This is a genomic window from Streptomyces sp. NPDC048590 (assembly GCF_043199535.1).
In the GTDB taxonomy this organism is placed as follows: Bacteria; Actinomycetota; Actinomycetes; order Streptomycetales; family Streptomycetaceae; genus Streptomyces.
The window spans coordinates 500,205-521,238 of record NZ_JBICWC010000003.1 but is presented as its reverse complement, the minus strand read 5'-3'; the positions used below and the strand labels follow the sequence as shown (position 1 = coordinate 521,238).

Here is a 21,034-nt window from a genome sequence, read left to right as displayed (position 1 = left end):
CCCGCCGCCGCCGCGGGACCGAAGCCGGAGTCACGGGCCGCACGGACCAGGGGCCCCCACGCGTCGATCAGCAGGGCGAAGTCCTCCATGGCGGTGCGCGCCTCGTCGAGGATCCGCGTACGGCCGTCGGCGAGGGCCTGTGCGACGGCCGTCCAGCGGCCGCCCAGCGCACGGTAGGAGCTCTCGACGATGCCGAACCGTGCCTCTCCGGACGCCGGGCCGGTCCGGGCGCTGTCCCGGACCAGGGCGGCGACCGCGGAGGCACGCGGCCGGCCGTCGTCGTCCAGGAGTGTCTCGCCCGCCGCGGCCAGTCCCGCGTGCACGGCGTGGAAGTACGGGGCCGCCAGCAGGAACCTCGCCAGGCGCAGGTGATAGGCGACGAGTCCCGGGCCCGTACGGCGTTCCCCCGTGTGGTAGTTGACGATGTGCCGGTTGTGCAGCACCCCGGGCAGGCGCGCCTGGTGGACGAGGTGGATCAGGAAGTAGTCGCTGCCGATCGTGTCGGTGGCGGGCGGCAGCGGTACGCGTGCGTAGACCTCCCGGTCCAGGGCGATGTTGCACATGTCCACGCTGCTCGGGCCGACCCTCGTCAGCGTGGTGAGGTCGGTGTCGAACGGGGTGGTGCCCGCGCCGCGGAAGGACTGCTCGATGAGGTTGTCGCGCCAGATCGCCGGAGAGCCGTCGGGGACGGACAGCCCCACCAGCCGGTGGTGCACGGCGGGGTCGATCCGCCGGATCTCGGCCACGTCCACCGACATCTCACCGATGAAGGAGCCACCGACGAGGGACACCGGCCGGTGGGCGAGCACGGGGTCGAGCCTGCTGCGTGACACCGTTCCCGACACCTCCGCCGCCGGCCGGCCCAGGGCGGCGAGCTCGTGGTGGATCGGGAAGACCGGCTCGCCGTCCACGCTCTGGTAGCGGCTGTCGGAGTCCCGGCGGTGCACCGAGGAGCAGCCCAGCGCCTCGGCGATCAGGAAGGCCCGGTTGGTGCAGGCACCGTAGGACACCCGGTCCGGCAGCATGAGCCGGGCCACCCGGTCCGGGTCGGTGACCCCGGAACGGGAGGCGGTGTCCGACAGGAACGCACGCTGCGCGGTCTCGTCCATGTGGTGGACGACCACCCCGGGTTCCGGGGGGAGGGCCCCGACGGCCTCGCGGTGGTCCGCGAGCGCCCGTGGGCCGGAGGTGTCGAGGATCAGCAGGTGCACCTCCACGCCGAACCGCCGGGCGCCGTACGCCGCCTCCTCGGCGACGGCAGCGATGGTGGCGGCACAGGGGCGGTCGGTGGGCAGGGTCAGGCAGACGCGGCGCACGAGGGCTCCTCGCTGCGGGCGTCCGCCGTGGTGCGGGTGCCCGCGGCGTCGGCCGTTCCCTCGTCCGCGGCCTCGTCGTGCCAGGAGGTGAGTCCCAGCAGGCGGCTGCCGAGTCCGTCGAGCGAGGCCGTCGGATAGCGCTTGGACTCGTGGAGTACGGGGTCGCCGACCAGGGTGCGGTTCCAGCGCGGGGTGCGCAGGTGGCGCCAGGACTCGACGCGGGAGCGCCGCAGCCGCTCGTGTTCCTCCAGCGCGGGCATCATCGACAGGTACTGGACGGCCCGGACCCCGTCGGCGGAGGTGTTGCGGGCCACTCCGTGGGCGAGGAGCCCGTTCCAGATCAGCAGGTCGCCGGGGTGCAGGTCGGGCCGGACGACGGGGAGTTCGGCCCGGTCGATGTCGGGGCGCAGGGGGTCGCGGTCGGCGGGCCGGCCCGTCTTCCACTCCTCGAACCGCCGGAACAGTTCGGGGCAGCACTGGAAGCCGCCGGTCTCCGGGCCGGTCTCGTTGAGCGCGATGATTCCCTGGACCCGCTGCGGCGGGACGCCCAGCGTGGTGTCGATGTCCCAGTGCAGTTCGATGTCGAAGCCCCGGTCGGTGGGCTCGATGAGGGCGCGGTCGCGGTTCCCCCTGTTGGGCGGGTTGAGGTTGAGCCGGTCCAGGGTCACCCACAGCTCCTCGCAGTCCCACACGTCCACGAAGGCGTCGTACACCCTCCGGGCCTGGCGGCTGTTCCAGAGCAGCTGGTGGTGGTAGGCCTCCACGAATCCGTAGACGTGCAGCTGCCGGTCGAGCTGGGACCGGAACGGGCGGTCCTCGTACCAGCTGTCCGGCCGGGAGGGATCGAGCCCCTGGAACTCCCAGGTGAAGTCCAGCAGCCGACGGGCGTCCCCGGCGGGTATCGCCTCCCGTACGACGACGAAGCCGTAGGTCTGCCAGTGGGCGAAGTCCTCCTCGGACAGCACCCGCAGCGGGCGTGATTTGTCGAGCTCCCGCAGGGTGGTCGAAGCGAGGTAGGACTCGCCGTCGGCACTGAAGTACGCCCGGTCGGACGCCGCCCGGTGCAGCCGGGGGAATCGGGGGCCTTGCGCGGTGGAGGGCATCACGCGGTCCTTCTGTGCTGAGGGCCGGGCGTCGCCCGGCGAGCGGTGCGGGAGACAGGGGCCCGGGGAAGCGCGCGCGGAGAGGGTGGGCGCGGTGTCACCGGCATGGGCTTCTCCTCGGCCAGGGGGTGGCGAGCCGTGTCCCCGTCGAGGCGTGAACGGCAGGATCGAAGGCAGGCGCTCCGGTTGATCGGCGGATGGCCCGGAGCAGCACAGTGGTCCAGACCATTCGGTCTGTCAAGCGGTGCGCACGACCCGGCCCCGGGTCGTGCGCGCGCAGAGGCCGGTCAACCGGCCTGTGAGCACGATGAGTTCGTCCAGCATGGTCTAGACAACTGCCGGGGGGCTGTCCTAGTGTCCGGACGTGGCCCGTACATCGACGGGTGCTGCGGGCGAAGTGCCGCTGTTATCAGCCCTGTTCGGGGGTGTGGTCCTGCCGGCGGCCCGTTGCGCGGCCGGCACTTCCCCGACCGGGGCCACGCCCCGACTGTTCAGCACGCTCAGAGGGAGCGGTCTTCTTGAGCACCACCGACACCATCACCCCGCCGGTCGTTCCCCTGAGGAGCCCCGGACCCGGCCTCGTCGCACTGGACCCGGTCCACACCGCTCTGCTGCACGGGCTGGACGGACTGCTGCGCGGCCTGGCCGCCCGTCTCGGAGCCCCGGAAGTGGTCGGTCCGCCGCTGCTGGCGGCGGAGGGCCTGGCCCGTCTGGACTACTTCCGCAACTTCCCCCACCTCGGGGTCGGCGCCGGGCGGTTCAGCCCCGACGCGCTGGACGGCCTGGCGGGCGGACAGCCGGCCGGGGACCTGCCCCTCGACCCGACCGGCCATCTCCTGCCCTCCGCCACCTGCTACGGGCTGCTGCTCTCCCTGGAAGGCCATGAGACCGGCGAGGACGGGCTGCGGCTCTCGGCCACCGGCCGCTGCTTCCGCAACGAGACCCACTACGACGGACTTCGCCGGCTGTGGGGCTTCCACATGCGGGAGGTGCTCTACCTCGGGACGAAGGACGGGGCCGTCGAACACCTCGAGCGCGGGGCGGAGTTCATCGGGGAGGCCGCCGCGGCCCTGGGCCTGGAGCTGACCCGGGCCACCGCCGACGACCCGTTCTACGACCAGGGCGGCTCCCGCGCCCGGCTGATGAAGCTGGACCCGGTCAAGCACGAGTTCAGCGCGCCGGACGGCACGGCGATCGCCTCCGTCAACCGGCACCGCAACTTCTTCGGCGAACGGCTCGGCATCCGCGCCCACTCCGGCGACCCGGTCCACAGCTCCTGTGTGGCCTTCGGCGTCGAGCGATGGGTCCACGCCATGATCCTCGCCCACGGCACACCCGAGCGGGCCCTCGACCGTCTCCGCCGGGCGACGGCCTGACCCGCCGGCCGTACGCGAGCACGGCAGCCCTCACCCTGGTAACTCCGCGACGAAAAGGAACGGTTCGGCACCCATGGACAGCATCACCGCCTGGCTCCACGAGAAGAACCCCGGTCTCGACGGCCCCGTCGCCGCCGACGAGGACCTGATCGAGGCCCGGCTGATCGACTCCATGGACTTCCTGGAGTTCATCGACCTCCTGGAGGAGCTCACCGGCACCTCCATCGACCTCCAGGAGGTCACCATCGACGACTTCCGCACCCTCGACCGCGTCCGGCAGCGCTTCCTGGCCCCCGACGCGACGGCGGCCCACTGAGCGGGCCGCGACCGCCCCACGGCCCTGTCGTGGCCGCGGTGGCGACCACCGCGGAGGTACTGGCCCGCCCCGGCCTCGACGAGGGCGTCCTCGCCCCGTGGGAGCGGCGGCGCCTGGACCGGATCCGTGTACCGGCCCGCCGTGACGACGTGGTCGCCGCACGGCTCCTTCTGCGGCTGGTCGCGACCCGGGTCACGGGCCGTCCGCCGCAGACCCACCGGCTCGTCCAGTTCTGCGCGGAATGCGGGCGGTCCGGGCACGGCCGCCCCTCGCTGAGCGACCTGCCCGGCACGGGCGTCAGCATGAGCCATGCCCCCGGCCTGGTCGCCGCCGCGGCCGGCCCCGGCGCCGTGGGGATCGACGTCGAACCCTCGTCCCGTCGGCCGGGGCCGCGAGCGGTGCTGGAGCGGATGCTCCCGGAGGCCGACCTGGTGGCGGCGGACCAGGCCGCGGACCCCGGCGGCGCACTGCTCCGGGCCTGGGTGCGCCGGGAGGCCCTACTGAAGGCGGGCGTGGACGGCCGGCCCGGGCTCCGGGAGTGGCGGGACCACGGCCGGGGGGCGACGGTGGCGGTGGCCTGCGAGGCGGCGGTCGAACTGCTGCCGGAGGACCGGTACGGGGTCACCGCGGACGGCTGAGGGGGAGCGGATCGCGCCCGGAGCGAGGGGCGAGCGCCTCTCCAGCGGCGCTGCAGCCGCGCCCGGCAGCCTGGTGGTGACGGCGGCAGCCATGAGGGCGGCCGCCGCGAAGGGAGTTGCCATGTCTCAGTCCGTCGGGACCCTCCGCCCGCAGGTCACCGGTGACCTGTACGCCGAGGTGCAGACCTTCTACGCCCAGCAGATGCGGCGGGTGGACGCCCTCGACATCGAGGGCTTCGCCGCCACGTTCACGGCCGACGGCGAGGTCGTGCACGCGGGCGGCCAGCGGCAGAGCGGCCAGGCGGAGATGATCGCCGGGATGCGCGCCAACCTGCCCCGGTACAAGGACATAGCGGTGCGCCACTGGTTCGGTCACCTGCTCATCGAGGCCGATCCGGCCGACGAGGACACGCTGCGTGTCTCGTACTACACGCTGGTCACCCAGACCGACCGCGAGGGAAAGGTCTCCTTCCAGCCGACCTTCACCGTCGACGACGTGCTGGTCCGCCGCGACGGCCGTCTGCTGACCCGCTCGCGTGTCATCCACCGCGACAGCCCTGACACCCCGTCCGGTTCCTGACGCGGGTATCCGGTGCATGGACGAGGGGCCCAACGCGTTGGGCCCCTCGTCCATGCACCGGACACGTCCCGGCAGCCCTCAGTCGATACCGCGGCAGATGTGCGGTTCGCTCCCGTCGTCGTCCAGGTCCCCGGCCAGAAGCAACGGGACCCAGCCGGTCGGCTCGTCCGGCGGTGCGGGTGGCAGTACCACCGTGACGCGTTCCAGCAGCATCGTCTCCATCGACGACTCCTCCTCGAGTAGCGCGGGATGTGCGAAGGACGTGAGGTCAGGCGTGGCAGGCCGGCAGCCCCCCGTGGAAGGCGACCATCTCCTTGAACGAGGCCGCCACGTCGATGCGGGCCCCAGGGGCGAGGCCGTCGAGTTCGGCGTACGCGCGATGCAGGTTCCCCACCAGCCGCTCGGCGTCCAGGAATCCGGCGAACGCGCCGATGTCCGCCTCGCGGGCCGCCCGCAGCGGGCTCAGGCCGCGCCGCAGGCCGTCCTCCGCGAGCCCCCGGAGCAACTGGAGGTACGCCTCCGTCTCGTCGATGAGCTCCGGACCACCGACCGGGCCGTGCCCCGGAACCACGACCGAGGGACCGAGCGACCGCAGCCGCTCCAGCGCCCGCAGCGAACCGGAGACCGAACCCATCAGGATGTACGGCGTCACGCCCGACCAGACGACGTCACCTGTGAAGAGGACCCCGCGCTCGGGCACCCAGGCCACGACGTCGTTCGCCGTGTGGGCGGGTCCCACATGGAGGAGCTCGGTGCACGGCCCGTCACCGCGCAGGACGAGTTCGTCCCGGAAGGTGAGCGTGGGGAGCGTCAGAGGGGTCTCGCCCCACTCCACGTCCGGCCACAGATGCCGCAGGCCGAGCCCCGCCTCCTCGGTGTCGGAGCGGGTGCCCTCGTGGGCCACGATCACCGCACGGGGCGCGAACCGGCCGTTGCCGAACGTGTGGTCGCCGTGGAAGTGGGTGTTGACGACGTAGTCGGGGCCGTCGGGCACGATCCGGGCGACCTCCTGCTGCAGCCGGCGGGTGCGCGCCTCGGTCGCCGCCGTGTCCACCAGGACGGAGCGCCCCGCACCGGCGATCAGGCCGGCGTTGTTGAGGCACCAGCCGCCCTCGGGCTGGACGAAGGCGTACACATCCTCGGCGACCGGGAGCAGACGTCCGGGCGGCGCCACCCGGGGGGCATGTGCCGTCGTCACTCCTGGCCCTCCCCCGCGGAGGTCAGCCGGCCGAAGCGGCCCTGGTGGAAGAGGAGCGGGTCGGCACCGGGGCGGCCCGCGGACAGGGCCACCACCCTGCCGATCAGCAGCGTGTGGTCCCCGGCGGCGTACTCGGCGTCCAGCACACACTCCACATAGGTCTCCGCCCCGGGCAGCACCGCGTTCTTGGTGACCCCCTCCTCGGCGCCGAGCCGCCGCATCGCCGCCGCGCCCTCGGGCCGGTCGGGGCGGCAGAACAGCTGGGCCAGGTCGCGCTGCGCCTCGGTCAGCACGTTCACCGCGAAGCTCCCGGCCGCGGAGATCCGGGGCCGCATCCGGCCGTCGGCCTTCACGGACACCAGGATCAGCATCGGGTCGAGCGACACCGAGGTCAGGCTGTTGAGCGTCATCACGATCGTGTCGTCGCCGCTGCCCTGCGTGAGCAGGGTGACACCGGTGGGGAACCTCCCCATCGCGGTACGGAAGGCGGTCACGTCGGGTTCGGCCAGCAGTGCGCCGGCGGTCACAGCAGGCATGTCAGGTACTCCGATTCTGCTCGTGCCCTCAGGGCCATGGGTTACGCGGGGATGTGCACGGCTCAGTAGTTGCCCAGCCCGCCGCAGACGTTCAGGGCCTGCGCGGTGATCGATCCGGCGGTGTCGGAGGCCAGGTAACCGACCAGACCGGCCACCTCCTCCGGGGTGGAGTAACGGCCCAGCGGGATCTTGCCGTTGAACTTCTCCTGGATGGCCTCCTCACTCACCCCGTAGTGGCTCGCGTAGCCCTGGCGAACGCGCTGCGCCATGGGCGTCTCCACATAGCCGGGGCAGACCGCGTTCACGGTGATGCCGGTCGGGGCGAGCTCCTTGCCGACGGCCTTGGTGAACCCGATGACGCCGTGCTTGGAGGCCGAGTAGGGCGCGGCGAGCTCGACGCCCTGCTTGCCGCCGGTGGAGGCGATGTTGATGATCCGGCCCCAGTCGCCGTCCCGCATCAGGCCGGCCTTGAGCACCTCCCGGGTCACCCGGAACGTGCCGTTCAGATTCGTCTCGATCACGTCGTCCCACAGCGAGTCCTCGATCTCGGCCGTCACGCCGCCGCCGCCGCGCCCCGCGTTGTTCACCAGGATGTCGATCCGCCCGTACTCGGCCACCGCCTCCCGCACGGCCGCCACGATCTGCTCCGGGGAGGTCACGTCGCAGACCGTCCCGGCCACTTCGAGACCCTCCTCGCGGAGCTCCTTGACCATGGTGCGTACGCTCTCCGCGCCGCGCGCCACACCGAACACCGCGACCCCTCGCCGGGCGAGCAGCTCGGTCACGGCCAGGCCGATCCCGCTGGTCGCACCGGTGACGAAGGCGACCCGTCGTCCTGCGTCTGTCATCGTGCTCTCCCCATCTCGTGCCGATCCGGTCGGAGGCTCGACGGTGGGCCCGTCTCCTTGCGGCGTTCTCGGGTGCCGGTGGAACCCCGGTCGAGCCCCTGCCTCCAGCCGGACTCGACAGGGGGCCTAGCGCGGAGGGCCAGCGTGGACGCCAATTCGATGCGGCGACCGGGCGGACACCCGGCTGGAGCGAGGAGGCCCCCGTGCCCGAGCAGACGCAGACCCTGCCCGACGTGAGGAAGTCGGTGACCGTGGCGGCGACGCCCGAGCACTGCTTCGAGGTGTTCACCGAGCGCCCCGCCGACTGGTGGCCGCCGAGCCACATCCTGGTGCGCAAGGAGCGGGCCGGCCTGGCCTTCGAGGCCGGCGTGGGCGGGCGCTACTACGAGTGGGACGTGGAGGGAACCGAGATCGCCTGGGGACAGGTGCTGGCCTGGGAGCCCGGCCGGCGGCTCGTCATGACCTGGCGGATCGACCCCAACTGGCAGTCCATCCCCACCGACGACGGCGCCAGCCGGATCGAGGTGGACTTCGAGGCCGTGGACGAGGGGCACACCAAGGTGTCGCTCGCCCACGTCGAGCTGGACCGGCACGGTCCGGGCGCCGAGCGGATCTTCAAGGCGCTGGACGGGCCGAGCCCCGGCGAGACCCTCGAGCGCTTCGCCCGGGCCGTGGCGAAGGGAGCCGCGGCATGAGCGTCGACACGGGCGCGATCGAGGCCACGGCCCCCACGGGAGCGGGTCTGGCGGAGGCGGCCGACCGGCTGCGTCTGCTGGCCGCCCTGCACGCCGGCGACGCGGACACCGGTCGCGCGCTGTCCCACGAGGTCACCGACGCGATACGGGAGGCCGGCTTCGCCCGGCACTTCGTCGCCGCCCGCTTCGGCGGCGCCGAGGGCTCCTTCGCCGAGCTGACCCGCGCCGTCGTCTCCGTCGGGCAGGGCTGCGCGGCCGCGGCATGGTGCGCCTCGCTCGCCGCCTACTCCGCCCGCTTCGCCGCGCATCTGCCCGAGGAAGGGCACCAGGCCCTGTGGGGCGCGAGCCCCGACACCGTCGTGGCGACGGGGCTGATGCCCGCCGGACGGGCCAGGCCCGAGGACGGCGGTTGGCGCGTCACCGGGAAGTGGGCCTACGTCAGCGGCGTCGACTTCGCGGACTGGGTCATGCTCTGCGCCGCCGTCGGGGGCGGTGAGGGACCGCCGCAGCTGCGCTTCTTCACGCTGCCCAGGCGCTCGTACACCGTGCAGGAGACCTGGGACAGCGTCGGGATGCGGGCCACCGGGAGCCACACCGTCGTCGTCGACGACGTGTTCGTACCGGCCCATCTCTCCTTCGACCGGACCGACATGCTCACCGGGCGGAACGCCACGTCCGGCCTGCCCGCGCACAACGTGCCCTTCCAGGCGGTCGGCGGGCTCACCTTCATCGCCCCGGTCGTCGGCGCGGCCGCCGGGGCCATGGAGGCCGCCGCCGGATCGGTCACCGGCAGGCGGCGCGGCCAGAGCGCCGAGCTCACCTTCGTCCGCGCCTCGGGCCGGATCGACGCCGCGCGGGCTCTCGTCGAGCAGAACGCCCGGGTGCTGGACGAGCGGCTGTTCACCCCCGAGCACATGGCGCGCAACGAACGCAACGCCACCTACGCCGCGGAGACCCTCCGCGAGGCGGTCGCCCTCCTGGTCGGCGCGGCCGGCACCGGCGGTCTCGGCGAGCGCCACGCGTTGCAGCGGTTCTGGCGGGACATCACCTCCGCGACCAGCCATGTCGCGCTCCAGTACGACACGGCGGCGCGGAAGAACTACTCGGCGGTGCTGCTCGGCCCGGCCGAGTGAGCCGAGCCGCCGTCGCGCGGGAGGGGGCGTCCGGGAATCTCCGGGCGCCCCCTCCCGCGTGTGAGGGGCGGCCGGCTCGTCCAGGCCGGTCCACTTCGGTGCGACTTGGCCTCCATCGGAGTTCCCTACGTTGAGGCCCGACCCGTAACGCCCCAAGCGGAGGTTTCGTCGTGACAGTCACCCAGGAGACAGCCACCCAGGAGACGGCGCCCCAGGGCACCGGCTGCCCGGTGGCCGGCACGTTCCCCTTCACCGGATCCAGCTACCGCGGCCCGGCTCCCGCCTACGGCCGGCTGCGCACCGAGCAGCCGGTGGTGAAGGTGCCCACCGCGGGAGGTGTGGACGCCTGGCTGATCACCCGTTACGAGGACGTGCGCCGGCTCTCCGCGGACCCCCGGCTCAGCCGCGCCCAGGCCTGCGGCGAGGGTGCCCCCAGAGTGGGCGGCACGATGCACACCACTCCCGAGATGATCATCTCGCTGGACGCACCCGAGCACTCCCGGCTGCGCAAGCTGGTGGCAGGCGCCTTCACCATGCGCCGGGTGGAGCGGATGCGGGAGAACGTCCAGCGGGTCACGGACGAGCTGCTGGACGACATGGAGGCCAAGGGCGGGACCGTCGACCTCGTCCAGCAGCTCGCGGTGCCGCTCCCGCTGACCGTCATCGGTGAGCTGCTGGGCGTACCCGCCGAGGACCTCAGGGAGTTCGAGCAGTGGGCGCGCGCCTTCGCCACCGTCGACGACCGGGCCGGCGGCGAGGCGTCGCTGCACGCGCTGGGCAAGCTCAGCGAGTACATCGTGGGGCTCATCGCGGAGAAGCGCGCCAACCCCTCCGACGACATGCTGTCCGAGCTGATCGCGGCCCGCGACGACGACGACCGCCTCAGCGAGCCGGAACTCGTGACCTTCGGATTCACCCTGATCGGCGCGGGCTTCGACACCACGGCCAACCAGCTGGCCAACTCGGTGCTCGCCCTGCTGGTCGACCACCAGGAGCAGTGGCGCTACCTGGTCGAGGACCACTCCCGCATCCCCAAGGCCGTCGAGGAGCTCCTGCGGCACGTGAACCTCTTCGCCACCGACACCTCGGGCTTCCCGCGCATCGCGGCCGAGGACATCGAGGTCGGCGACGTGACGATCCCCAAGGGCGACGCGGTCCTGCTGTCCCTGGCGTCCGCCAACCGCGACCCCGAGGTCTTCGACGAGCCGGACCGGCTCGACCTCGGCCGCGAGCGCAACCCGCACATCTCCTTCGGCCACGGGATGCACTACTGCCTCGGCAAGCACCTGGGGCGCATGGAGATGGAGATCGCCATCGAGGGCCTCGTGCGGCGTTTCCCGGACCTGAAGCTCGCGGTGCCGGAGAGCGAACTCCCGTGGCACACCGGCGAGATCAACCACACGCTGACCAGCCTTCCGGTCGTCCGCGGCGCCTGAGCCGTCACACGCGCAGGGCCCCGGTTCCTCCCTTCTCCCGCCGTACGGGGAAGCAGGAGCCGGGGCCCTGCGCGTGCGCCCGGGAGGGGCCGGGGAAAGGGCCGCGCCCGCCTCCCGCTCGTGGGAGCGGGAGGCGGGCGCGTGGCGGGCGTCGCGGGGCCTTCCGGCGCCCGCCCGGTCAGGAGGCCGGCAGCGCGGAGACGCGGGTGGCGGTGGAGTCGACGTCGACCGGCCCGACCAGCGGCTGGTCCGGGGCGACCGTGACGAACGCGTAGGCGGTCGTGTGGAAGGTCCTGCCGGATATCCGGCCCATGTGGACGGCCTGGACGTCGCCCGGGATGGCGCCGCCCTCGGCCCCTCCGTGGTTGATGTAGAAGGCGATCGTGCCGTTCGCCTTCTCCGTCCAGAAGCCCCGCGCGGAGTACAGCGGCTGGCCGTTCTCGTCCGGCGGGCCCTCGGCCGTCAGCTGGTGGTCCGCGCGGAAGACGAAGCGCGGGGTGGTCGTCGACACACCGTCGGGTGCGTGGACGTTCACCGTGAGGTCCCAGACCCCGGCCAGGGACACCTTGGCGGCACGCGGGTGACGGCCCGTCTCGCCGGCGGTCGCCGACGCGGTGCCGAAGCCGGCCAGCAGCGTCAGCACGGCCAGCCAGACACCGAGGACGCGCAGGGGTACCGGAAGGGCGCGCCGGGAGGGCGCGGGGGCGGGAAGCGTCGCGCCCGCGGGCGCCGACGTGGTTTCAGGCATGGACGGTGAGCCTTTCCTGGGTGGTGGTACGGGAAGGTCGGACTGTGGGGGTGCGGGGGAGTGTCTTGAGGTCGAAGCCCGGCTGCCGCACGGTCGCGGGCGACAGATCGGTCCCGGCCGTCAGCAGCCGCCGGGCGATGCCGTGGTCGGCGGGACGGTTCACCGACTCGACGCCGACGAGGCGGCCGGCACGGAAGCAGAAGACGGAGAACCTACCTTCGGCGGGGTCGCCCACGGTGACCGTCTCGTCGTGGCCCGCCGTCAGCCCCGCGATCTGCAGCCGCAGCGCGTACTGCTGGGACCAGAACCAGGGGAGGGCCGTGTAGGCGTACGGCTCACCGCAGATCGCCGCGGCCACGCACTTCGCCTGGTCCGAGGCGTTCTGGACGGACTCCAGACGGATGTGACGGCCCGCGTGCGGGCTGGGGAAGCGGGCGCAGTCGCCGACGGCGAAGACATCGGGGTCGCTGGTGCGCAGCCGCGCGTCGACGACCACGCCGTCCCCGACGAGGAGGTCAGCCGCGAGCGCCAGTTCCTGGTTGGGCAGGACGCCCACGCCGACCACGACGAGGTCGGCCGCGATCCGTTCGCCGCCGTCCAGTTCCACCACCTGTACCCGGCCCTCGCCGTCACCGCGGAACGCGGTCACCTCGCGGCCCGTCAGGACACGCACGCCCCGCGCACGGTGCTCGGCCACGAAGCGGTCCGACACCTCGGGGGTGAGCGCGCGGGCGAGGACGCGGGACTGTGCCTCCACGACCGTCACCGCGTGGCCGAGCCCGCGGGCGGTCGCCGCAACCTCCATGCCGATGAAGCCGGCGCCCACCACGACCAGGCTGCGGGGCGGCCCGCTCAGCCGCAGCCGCAGCTCCTCGGCGTCCGCCAGGCCGCGCAGCGACATGACCCCGGTCAGCGAGGCGCCCGGCACGGGCAGGGTGCGGGGCCGCGAACCGGTGGCGAGGACCAGGCTGCCGTACGGGAGCCGGAGCCCGGACGCCAGCAGGACGGTACGCCGCTCGCGGTCGACGGAGGCCACCCGGTCACCGTTCAGGAGCTGGATGTCCTGTTCGGCGTAGAAGGACCGCGGGCGCAGCGCGATCGCCTCGGCCGGGACCGTGCCCTCCAGGTAGCCCTTCGACAAGGGGGGCCGGTCGCAGGGACCGGGGGCCTCGTCGCCGACGAGAGTGATCCGGCCCTCGAAGCCCCGGCCGCGCAGGGCGCAGGCCGTGTCGAAACCCGCCTGGCCCGCGCCGACCACGACGACCGCGTGCGCGGCCATCAGCTCTGCGCCTCGGGCAGGTGGACCAGCAGCCCGTCGATCTCGTCACCGACGGGCAGCTGGCAGCTCAGCCGGCTGAAATCGGTGCGCTCGCAGGCCGTGCCGTAGAGCACGTCGTCCTCGACGGAGTCCATCTCGGGCAGCGGCAGCGTGTTCGCCTCGTCGATGTACACGTGGCAGGTGCCGCACTGGGCGGAGCCGCCGCACTGGGCCTCGATGCCCTCGACGTTGTTGAGCTTCGCACCGCGCATGACCGTGTTGGGCGCCTGGACGTCGACGACGGTGACGGTACCGTTCGGATGCTTGTAGGTGATCTTGGCCATGACGAGCTCTCCTCGTGGAATGTCGGCCAGCCGTGCGGAACTGAGGCACCGGACTGTCGGACAGGCCCCTGCAGCCCCGGTGGAGCCCGTCTCGACCCGCGCCCGCCCGGCAGGCCGGAGCGCGGCCCCGGCCGGCCGGCGCTCCACCGGTCCTCGACACGCGGTCAGGCGGCTGTCGACGCGGCCGGTCCAGCGTGCCCGCATGACTGTGACCGATCGGACGCCGAAGACGCCCGCCCCGCCCGGCAGGGCCGCTCCACGGACCGGGCTGGTGCTCGTCGCCTGCTGCCTGGGCCAGTTCATGAACGTGCTCGACGCCTCGGTGGTGAACGTGGCGCTGCCCGTCATCGCCGGCGACCTGGACTTCGACCGGCACAACCTCCAGCTCGTCAACAACGCCTACACCGTGGTGGTCTGCGGCTTCCTCCTGCTGGGCGGCCGGCTCGCGGACCTGTTCGGCCAGCGGAGGATCTTCCTGTGCGGGGCCGCCCTGTTCACGCTCGCCAGCGCCGTGGGCGGAGCGGCCGGCGCCCCGGGGACCCTGATCCTCGCCCGCGCCTTCCAGGGGCTGGGGGCCGCCGTCATGGCACCCGCCACGCTCACCGTGCTCGGTACGACCTTCACCGAGCCGGGTGCGAGGGCACGGGCCTACGGATGGTGGAGCGCGGTCTCCGGGACGGCCGGGGCGATCGGGGTCCTGGCCGGCGGAGTGATCACCGAGTGGTTCTCCTGGCGGTGGATCTTCCTCGTCAACGTGCCCATCGGGCTCGCCCTGCTCGCCGCCGTGCGCTGGGTGGTGCCTGAGACCCGCCCGCAGGGCGAGGGCCGCGCGCACAGGCGCCTCGATCTGCCCGGTGCGGTCACCGTCACGCTCGGGCTGACGGGCACCGTCCTCGGCGTCTCGGAGTCGTACGTGTACGGCTGGGCCTCCGCGCGGGTGCTCGGACCGCTGCTCGCCGGCGCCGCCCTGCTCGTCGCCTTCCTGGTGATCCAGGCACGGTTCGCCCGGCACCCCCTGGTCCCGCTCGGCATCTTCCGCAACCGCTCGGTGGCCGCCGCCAACCTCGTCGCCTTCTTCGGGGTCGCCGCGCTCTTCAGCACCTTCTACTTCTTCACCCTGCTCCTCCAACAGGTGCTCGGCTACAGCCCGCTGGTCACCGGTCTCAGCTATCTGCCGCTGTCGCTGGGCATGGCGCTCGGCGGCTGGGGCATCTCCTCCCTCGTGCCCCGCACCGGTCCGCGCCCCGTCCTGCTCGGCGGGCTCACCCTGTCCGCCCTCGCCCTGTTCTGGCTCTCCCGGCTGGACGCGGGAGGCACGTACGCCCTGGACGTGCTGGGCCCCTCCGTCCTGCTCGGCCTCGGCATGGGAGCGGTCCTCAACGCCACGACCAACGCCGCCACCGCCGGACTCCCCGCCCACCAGGCCGGGCTGGCCTCCGGGCTGCTCAACACCACCCGGCAGCTCGGCAGCGCGGCCGGTCTCGTGACCCTCGCCGCCCTGTCCGCGGCCCGCACCGACGCCCGCCTCGCCACGGGGGCGGACCCCGCCGACGCCCTGGCCTCCGGGTACGGACTGGCCCTCACCTGGGCGGCCCTCTTCGCGGTGGCCGGGCTGGCGGCCGCCCTGTTCGTGCCGGTCAGGGCGCGTTCCAGAGGCCCTCGAGGCGCGAACAGCACTCTGGCGGCCTGACGAGAACGGAGGTTCGCGGTGGTGAGCGAGTTCCACACACAGCGGCCGTCATGGGCGCCCGCCCCGGACGACGACCGGACCGAGTACACGACGATCGAGGTCCCCCGCGACTACACGGACCCGGGTGGCGAGCGGATCACCCTCGCCCTCAGCCGCCGCCGCGCCACCGACCCGGCGCGGCGGCGGGGTGTCCTGCTGGCCGTCAACGGCGGTCCCGGCGGCGACTGGGGACACGGCACGGGGCTGCCCGGGAGATTCGCCGGCACCCCCCTGGAGGAGGTGTACGACCTCATCGGCTTCGACCCGCGCGGCACCGGCGGTTCCACCCGGCTGTACGCCGAAGTGGCGGTCCCCGGGCAGCCGTTCGACTCCCGGCCGCCGGACTCCGCGTTCGCCGGACTGGCCGAGGACATGCGGCTGCGCGAGGAGGCCTGCGCACGGGGCGGCGGAGAGCTGCGTCCCCACATCAGCACCCCGAACACCGCCCGGGACATGGACGTGATCCGCGCCGTGCTCGGGGAGGAGCGGATCAGCTTCGTCGGATACGCCTACGGCGCGTACGTCGGAGCCGTCTACGGCAGCCTTTTCCCGGCCGGCCTGGACCGGCTGGTGCTGGACTCGTGCGTCGGCCCGCAGTGGACCTGGCGCGAGCAGTTCCTCCAGCAGGGCGACGCCGTCCGGCGCAACGTCGATCTGTGGGCCGGCTGGACCGGCGAACGGCACGGCACCTTCGCCGTCGGCGCGTCGGCCGGTCAGGTCCTCACCACGGTGGAGGAGGCGGTCACCGCTCTCGAAGCGCTGCCGCGCGACGCCGTACACCTGCGGACCCTCTTCGACGGAGCCGTGGGCAACCGGGCGAGCGACCGCGGCCGCTGGGCCGAGCTCGCCGAACTGGTCGCCGCGGTGCACAGGGCGTCCCGCGACGGCGACCCGGCGCGCTGCCGCGAACTCCTCGCCGAACAGGGCACCTGGCGTCCCGCGGACAGCGAGGGCGACCTGCGCGTCGGTGTGCTGGAAGCCATCACCCTGGAGCACGCCTGGCCGTCCGACCTCGAGGTGTACCACCAGGACATGCGCGAGTTCCGCAAGCAGTTCCCCTACGGCTACGGGGTCCTGAGGGCCTCGCCGTGGGTGGGCGCCTTCCGGGCCTTCGAGGCCGCGGAGGAGCCGGTGCGCATCACGCGCGACGGTTACGCGCCCGGCCTGATCGTCCAGGCCGACGGCGACCCCATGGACCACTACGACGGGGGTGTGGCCATGGCGGAGCTGGCCGGCCACCACCTGCTCACCGTCGAGGACTCGGGGGAGCACGAGGTGTACGTGCTGGGCGGGAATCCACACGTGGACACGGTCGTGCACCGCTACCTCGTGGACGGCGTCCTGCCGCCCCCACGCTCCGTCTGCCCGGGCCGCACCCCCCGCCCGGACGTCCCGGCGGACGCGGCCTGAGCGCTCGCGTCCGAAGCCATCCCTCTCCAGCAGCGCCTCCCGGGGTGCCGCGCGACCGTCACCTGTGGAGGTGCCGTCTTGTCCGTGACCGAGATCGGGAGCGAGTCCCCGGCCGACCAGGACCGGGACATGTTGGTGTTCCCCCTGCCCGGCTCGTCCTACCGCTGCCCCGCGCCGGAGTATGCCGGGCTGCGTGCCGGGCCACCGGTCGTCAGGGTGCGTACCGAGGGCGGTGTCGACGCCTGGCTGGTGACGGCGTACGACGAGGCCCGGGAGGCGCTGGCGGACCCCCGGCTGAGCCGGGCCGAGACCGTGAAGCCCGGCGCCCCCCGGATCGGCGGGGCCATGACCTCGACCCCCGAGATGATCATCTCGATGGACGGGGCCGAGCACTCCCGGCTCCGCCGGCTGGCCGCGGGGGCCTTCACCGCCCGGCGGATCGAGCAGATGCGGCCGGGCATCCAGCGCATCGCCGACGGCCTGCTCGACGGCCTCGCCGGATCCGGAGGACCGGTCGACCTCGTCGACCGGTTCACCGTCCCCATGCCGCTGACCGTCATCGGTGAGCTGCTCGGTGTCCCGATGCGCGTCCTGCGGCTGTTCGCCGCGAACGCACGGGACTTCGTCACCGTCGACGACCAGGGCGAGGACTCGGACTCGGTCAACGGACTCGCCAAGCTGAACGAGTACATGGTCGAAGTCGTCGCCGAGAAGCGCGAGAACCCCAACGAGGACCTGCTGTCGGACCTGATCAGGGCCAGGGACAGCGGCGACCGGCTCAGCGAGACCGAACTGGTGACCTTCGCCTTCACGCTGATCGGCGCCGGCTTCGACACCACGGCCAACCAGCTCGCCAGTTCGGTGCTGGCACTGATCGCGCACCACCGGGACCAGTGGAACTGGCTGGCCGAGGACCGCTCCCGGATCCCGAAGGCGGTCGAGGAACTGCTGCGGCACGTCAACCTCTTCTCCACGGACTCGGCGGGCAACCCGCGTATCGCCGTGGAGGACATGGAGCTCGGAGGAGTGCGGATCGCCAAGGGCGACGCGGTGGTCATCGCCATCTCGGCGGCCAACCGGGACGCCAGGGTCTTCCCCGACCCGGACCGTCTCGACCTCGGCCGCTCCCACAACCCGCATCTCTCCTTCGGCCACGGCATGCACCTGTGCCTGGGCAAGCAACTGACCAGGATGGAACTGGAGATCGCCGTCGACGGCCTCGTCCGGCGCTTCCCGGACCTCAGGCTCGCCGTGCCCGAGAGCGAGGTCCCCTGGCACCTCGGAGGGATCAACCACGCCCTGGAGACCCTGCCGGTCACCTGGGGATCCTGACCCCGGCAACGGCCGAGCCCCCGCCCTTCCGAGGGCGGGGGCTCGACCCGTGTGCGGCGTGAACTCAGCCGATGGGAGCGTCCTGCTGGACCCGGGCCGGATCCGCCCCGGCGATCCAGGCGTCCATGGACGGCTTCATCAGGGTGTTGAGCAGCTCGACCCTGATGCCTCCCAGCCCCCGGTGGTACACCCACATCAGGGCGCCGTCGGCCGCGGCGTCGTTGGAGGCCTCCACGTCGAGACCCAGCCTCACCAGCTCCGCGGACATCGCCTCGATCCGGTCACCGTCGGCCCAGTACCCCACGTGGTGGGCTCCGTTGGCGCCGTCGGAGACCCAGACCGTACCGGGAATCGCCTCCACGAGTTCGAGCCGCGGCTCCTCCAGCGAGAGCACGAAACGCTGGTCCGCGTGCTGGAGGCCGCCCGGGGTACGGGCCGTCACCTGGAGTTCCATCACACTGGTCCAGTGGTAGCCGGCGAGCTCGCCCAGCGTCTTCATCGCCAGCTCCAGGTCCTCCACCACCAGACCCGTGTGGAACAGGGCCTCGGGTGTCAGCACCGGCCCCGGTACGGGGGCCGCGTCCTTGGAATCCGCCGTCTGCGACATCGGTGTGCCGTCCTCTCCTCGATCGGTATCGGTCGTCCGGGCCCGGACGGGCTCAGACCTGCTTCGCCCGCACGAGGTCGGCGCCGCCGTCCATCGTGAGGATCTGGCCCGTCATCCACGCGCTGCTGGGCGCGGCCAGCAGCGTGATCCACTGCGACACGTCCTCGGGTACACCCGTCACGCCCAGCGGCACGCTCTTCGCCGCCTGGGCGAAGAGCTCGTCGACCTGCTCGGGGGCCATCCCGTGGCTCTCGTACACCTCGGTCCTGACCCATCCGGGGGCCACCGCGTTCACCCGGATCCCCCTGGGCGCCAGCTCCAGCGCCCAGGACCGGGTGAAGGTGTTCACCGCGGCCTTGCTCGCCGCGTACACCGAGGCCATCGGCGTGGGGTTGTGGCCGGCCGGACTGGTCACGAAGACGATGCTGCCGCCCGGCGAACGCAAGGCGGGCAGCAGCCGGTTGGTCAGGACCACCGTCCCGAGCACGTTCACGTCGAACAGCCGGCGTGCCGCCTCCGTGTCGATGTCGCCGGCCGCCCCGATGGTGTGGACCCCGGCGTTGTGGACCAGGACGTCCAGGGAGCCACCGAGTCCGGCGAGCGCCTCCGCGACCGCGTCCGCGCCGCTCCCGGTGCTCACGTCGGCGCGGACCGGCACGATCGCCGGGTGGAGCGCCGCCACCTCTGCCAGGCGGTCGGCCCGGCGCCCGGTGACGATCACACCGGCCGCGCCCTGCTTGGCGAAGTCGAGGGCGGTGGCGCGGCCGATGCCGGTCGCACCGCCCGTGACCACGACGTACTGGTTGCTGAACGGATGACTGGTCATGCGCCGTCCTTTCGGGTCGGCTCGGGCCCGGGGCTCACCCGGGGCCTCGGGGGATCAGACGTAGATGGACTTCGACGTCCAGTCGGGGGCGGGCAGCGCCTTGCGGTCGGCCTTGCCGTTGGAGGTGATGGGCAGTTCGGGCAGGGCCACGAAGGCCGCGGGGATCATGTGCTCCGGCAGAAGCCCGCGCACGTACGCACGCAGGGCACGCCGGTCGAGCGCCTCGGCCTCCGGCACCACCCAGGCCACCAGCCGGCGGTCGCCCAGGTGGTTCTCCCGCACGCCGACCGCCGCGCTCCGTACCTGGGGATGCCCGGTGAGGACGCTCTCCAGCTCGCCGGGCTCGATACGGAAGCCCCGCAGCTTGAACTGGCCGTCGTCGCGGCCGAGGAACTCGATGACCCCGTCGGGGCGCCGCCTCGCCAGGTCGCCGCTGCGGTAGTACCGCCCGGTGGCACCGGGCCAGGCCGCCGTGACGAAGGCCTTCTCCGTGAGCTCCGGACGCCGCCAGTAGCCACGGGACACCCCGGCGCCGCCGATCCACAGCTCGCCGGCGGTGCCGTCGGGCAGCGGCAGGCCGGCCTCGCCGACGACCCGGACGTCGACGTTCTGCAGGGGGGTGCCGATCGGCACGGCGTTGCCGAGGTCCTCCCGGGCGCCGATCCGGTGGCAGACGGCGAACGTGGTGGTCTCGGTGGGACCGTAGCCGTTGACGACGGCGCAGCCGGGCACGGCCTCCCGCAGCCGGAGGATGTGCGGGACGGAGAGCACGTCCCCGCCGGCCAGTACCGTGCGCAGCCCGGCGAAGGCCTTCACGTCCACGTCGATCTGCCGGTGGAAGAGCGCGGCGGTCAGCCAGAGGACGGTGACACCCTCGTCGCGCAGCAGGGGGCCGAGCTCCTCGGCCTGGATCTGCCGCGGCGGGGCGATGACCAGGCGGGCCCCGTTCAGGAGCGCGCCCCAGATCTCGAACGTCGCGGCGTCGAAGGCGACCGGAGCCAGCTGGAGGACGCGGTCCCCGGGGCCCAGCTCCACGTAGTTGGGGCCGCTCACCAGGTTGGTGATGTTGCGGTGCTCGACCATGACGGCCTTGGGGCGGCCCGTGGATCCCGAGGTGTACATCAGGGAGGCCAGGTCCTCGGGACGGACCGTGGCCCCCCAGTCCGGCAGCTCCGGGCCCGGTACGGGCCTGACCGGGACGGGCAGCGCGGGCAGGCCGGCGGAGGCGAAGCGCTCCACGTCGTCCGGCTCGCACAGCACGGCACGGACCTCCGCGTCCTCCAGCACCTCGGCCACCCGTGCCGCCGGGTCCTCCAGCCCGACGGGCACGAAGGCCGCGCCCGCCCCGAGCACCCCGAGCAGGGCGGCCACGAGCCCGGGGGAGCGTTCCAGGCAGACCGCGACCCGGTCACCCGCCTCCACCCCGGCGTCCTTCGCGAGCTCCCGCGCCACCCGGCCCGCCCAGCAGTCGAGCTCCGCGTACGTCAGACGGTCCTCACCGGCGGAGACCGCCACGGTGTCGGGGGCCTCGGCGGCCCGACGGCGAAACGCTGCGACTACCGATGTCATCGGCCTGTCTCCTCTCGAGGTACCCGGGGCCGCAGG

The 21,034-nt window shown here is 73.0% G+C and carries 21 protein-coding genes and 1 pseudogene; 10 read left to right on the top strand and 12 right to left on the bottom strand.

Going from position 1 to position 21,034, the window contains the following annotated elements; genetic code table 11:
- Nucleotides 1–23 precede the first annotated feature (23 nt).
- Nucleotides 24–1,316 (bottom strand): annotated as a pseudogene (locus ACGFNN_RS10635) (DUF6271 family protein); the annotation flags it as partial.
- Nucleotides 1,298–2,419, bottom strand: a complete 1,122-nt coding sequence (locus ACGFNN_RS10630) for a phytanoyl-CoA dioxygenase family protein (protein WP_393554646.1) — start codon at nt 2,417–2,419, stop codon at nt 1,298–1,300. The gene ACGFNN_RS10630 and the pseudogene ACGFNN_RS10635, both read right to left, overlap by 19 nt.
- Nucleotides 2,420–2,937: 518 nt before the next feature.
- On the opposite strand from ACGFNN_RS10630, the gene ACGFNN_RS10625 reads away from it, so the two are divergent.
- The 4 genes from ACGFNN_RS10625 (at nt 2,938) to ACGFNN_RS10610 (ending at nt 5,329) form a co-directional block, all read left to right on the top strand.
- The gene (locus ACGFNN_RS10625; protein WP_393554644.1) at nt 2,938–3,795 is read left to right on the top strand and encodes a hypothetical protein; all 858 of its coding nucleotides are present in this window, start codon (nt 2,938–2,940) and stop codon (nt 3,793–3,795) included.
- A 73-nt stretch (nt 3,796–3,868) separates the two neighbouring features.
- Nucleotides 3,869–4,111 carry an acyl carrier protein gene (locus tag ACGFNN_RS10620; RefSeq protein WP_393554642.1) on the top strand — a complete coding sequence of 81 codons (243 nt, stop codon included), beginning with the start codon at nt 3,869–3,871 and terminating at the stop codon, nt 4,109–4,111.
- Nucleotides 4,108–4,749, top strand: a complete 642-nt coding sequence (locus ACGFNN_RS10615; protein WP_393555101.1) for a 4'-phosphopantetheinyl transferase family protein — start codon at nt 4,108–4,110, stop codon at nt 4,747–4,749. The genes ACGFNN_RS10620 and ACGFNN_RS10615 overlap by 4 nt, the downstream gene beginning before the upstream one ends.
- A 121-nt stretch (nt 4,750–4,870) precedes the next feature.
- On the top strand, nt 4,871–5,329 hold the full coding sequence (locus ACGFNN_RS10610; protein WP_362555525.1) for a nuclear transport factor 2 family protein: 459 nt from the start codon (nt 4,871–4,873) through the stop codon (nt 5,327–5,329).
- 78 nt (nt 5,330–5,407) lie between these two features.
- On the opposite strand, the gene ACGFNN_RS10605 is transcribed toward ACGFNN_RS10610, so the two are convergent.
- The 4 genes from ACGFNN_RS10605 to ACGFNN_RS10590 form a co-directional block, all read right to left on the bottom strand.
- Nucleotides 5,408–5,551: a hypothetical protein gene (locus ACGFNN_RS10605; protein ID WP_393554640.1), complete on the bottom strand. Its 144-nt coding sequence runs from the start codon at nt 5,549–5,551 to the stop codon at nt 5,408–5,410.
- A 46-nt stretch (nt 5,552–5,597) separates the two neighbouring features.
- On the bottom strand, nt 5,598–6,527 hold the full coding sequence (locus ACGFNN_RS10600; protein ID WP_393554638.1) for an MBL fold metallo-hydrolase: 930 nt from the start codon (nt 6,525–6,527) through the stop codon (nt 5,598–5,600).
- On the bottom strand, nt 6,524–7,063 hold the full coding sequence (locus ACGFNN_RS10595; protein WP_362555531.1) for a flavin reductase family protein: 540 nt from the start codon (nt 7,061–7,063) through the stop codon (nt 6,524–6,526). Before ACGFNN_RS10595 ends, ACGFNN_RS10600 begins: the two co-directional genes overlap by 4 nt.
- A 62-nt stretch (nt 7,064–7,125) precedes the next feature.
- Nucleotides 7,126–7,911, bottom strand: coding sequence for an SDR family NAD(P)-dependent oxidoreductase (locus ACGFNN_RS10590; RefSeq protein ID WP_393554636.1), 786 nt, complete (start codon nt 7,909–7,911; stop codon nt 7,126–7,128).
- A gap of 203 nt (nt 7,912–8,114) precedes the next feature.
- Between ACGFNN_RS10590 and ACGFNN_RS10585 the strand changes: the two genes are divergently transcribed.
- The 3 genes from ACGFNN_RS10585 (at nt 8,115) to ACGFNN_RS10575 (ending at nt 11,175) form a co-directional block, all read left to right on the top strand.
- On the top strand, nt 8,115–8,606 hold the full coding sequence (locus tag ACGFNN_RS10585) for an SRPBCC family protein (protein ID WP_362555535.1): 492 nt from the start codon (nt 8,115–8,117) through the stop codon (nt 8,604–8,606).
- Nucleotides 8,603–9,739 (top strand): hydrolase, encoded by a 1,137-nt coding sequence (locus tag ACGFNN_RS10580; protein WP_393554634.1) that lies wholly within the window; start codon nt 8,603–8,605, stop codon nt 9,737–9,739. The genes ACGFNN_RS10585 and ACGFNN_RS10580 overlap by 4 nt, the downstream gene beginning before the upstream one ends.
- Nucleotides 9,740–9,909: 170 nt before the next feature.
- Nucleotides 9,910–11,175, top strand: a complete 1,266-nt coding sequence (locus ACGFNN_RS10575; RefSeq protein WP_362555539.1) for a cytochrome P450 — start codon at nt 9,910–9,912, stop codon at nt 11,173–11,175.
- Nucleotides 11,176–11,353: 178 nt separating this feature from the next.
- On the opposite strand, the gene ACGFNN_RS10570 is transcribed toward ACGFNN_RS10575, so the two are convergent.
- The 3 genes from ACGFNN_RS10570 to ACGFNN_RS10560 are packed head-to-tail and all read right to left on the bottom strand — an operon-like array spanning nt 11,354 to nt 13,525.
- A complete protein-coding gene (locus ACGFNN_RS10570; RefSeq protein ID WP_393554632.1) occupies nt 11,354–11,923 on the bottom strand; it encodes a hypothetical protein in 570 nt (189 codons plus the stop codon).
- On the bottom strand, nt 11,916–13,202 hold the full coding sequence (locus ACGFNN_RS10565; RefSeq protein WP_393554630.1) for an NAD(P)/FAD-dependent oxidoreductase: 1,287 nt from the start codon (nt 13,200–13,202) through the stop codon (nt 11,916–11,918). The genes ACGFNN_RS10570 and ACGFNN_RS10565 overlap by 8 nt, the downstream gene beginning before the upstream one ends.
- Nucleotides 13,202–13,525 carry a 2Fe-2S iron-sulfur cluster-binding protein gene (locus ACGFNN_RS10560; protein WP_362555545.1) on the bottom strand — a complete coding sequence of 108 codons (324 nt, stop codon included), beginning with the start codon at nt 13,523–13,525 and terminating at the stop codon, nt 13,202–13,204. Before ACGFNN_RS10560 ends, ACGFNN_RS10565 begins: the two co-directional genes overlap by 1 nt.
- A gap of 202 nt (nt 13,526–13,727) precedes the next feature.
- On the opposite strand from ACGFNN_RS10560, the gene ACGFNN_RS10555 reads away from it, so the two are divergent.
- From ACGFNN_RS10555 to ACGFNN_RS10545, 3 genes are all read left to right on the top strand, one after another.
- Nucleotides 13,728–15,215: an MFS transporter gene (locus tag ACGFNN_RS10555; RefSeq protein WP_393554628.1), complete on the top strand. Its 1,488-nt coding sequence runs from the start codon at nt 13,728–13,730 to the stop codon at nt 15,213–15,215.
- A gap of 21 nt (nt 15,216–15,236) precedes the next feature.
- Complete coding sequence (locus ACGFNN_RS10550; protein ID WP_393554626.1) at nt 15,237–16,664, top strand: alpha/beta fold hydrolase; 1,428 nt, start codon at nt 15,237–15,239, stop codon at nt 16,662–16,664.
- 84 nt (nt 16,665–16,748) lie between these two features.
- Nucleotides 16,749–17,996, top strand: coding sequence for a cytochrome P450 (locus tag ACGFNN_RS10545; RefSeq protein WP_393554624.1), 1,248 nt, complete (start codon nt 16,749–16,751; stop codon nt 17,994–17,996).
- A 64-nt stretch (nt 17,997–18,060) separates the two neighbouring features.
- Here ACGFNN_RS10545 and ACGFNN_RS10540 read toward each other — a convergent pair whose 3' ends face one another.
- The 3 genes from ACGFNN_RS10540 to ACGFNN_RS10530 are packed head-to-tail and all read right to left on the bottom strand — an operon-like array spanning nt 18,061 to nt 20,998.
- Nucleotides 18,061–18,603, bottom strand: a complete 543-nt coding sequence (locus ACGFNN_RS10540) for a VOC family protein (protein ID WP_393554622.1) — start codon at nt 18,601–18,603, stop codon at nt 18,061–18,063.
- 52 nt (nt 18,604–18,655) lie between these two features.
- Nucleotides 18,656–19,429 (bottom strand): SDR family oxidoreductase, encoded by a 774-nt coding sequence (locus ACGFNN_RS10535; protein ID WP_362556048.1) that lies wholly within the window; start codon nt 19,427–19,429, stop codon nt 18,656–18,658.
- Between the two features lie 54 nt (nt 19,430–19,483).
- On the bottom strand, nt 19,484–20,998 hold the full coding sequence (locus ACGFNN_RS10530) for an amino acid adenylation domain-containing protein (protein WP_393554620.1): 1,515 nt from the start codon (nt 20,996–20,998) through the stop codon (nt 19,484–19,486).
- Nucleotides 20,999–21,034: the final 36 nt, after the last annotated feature.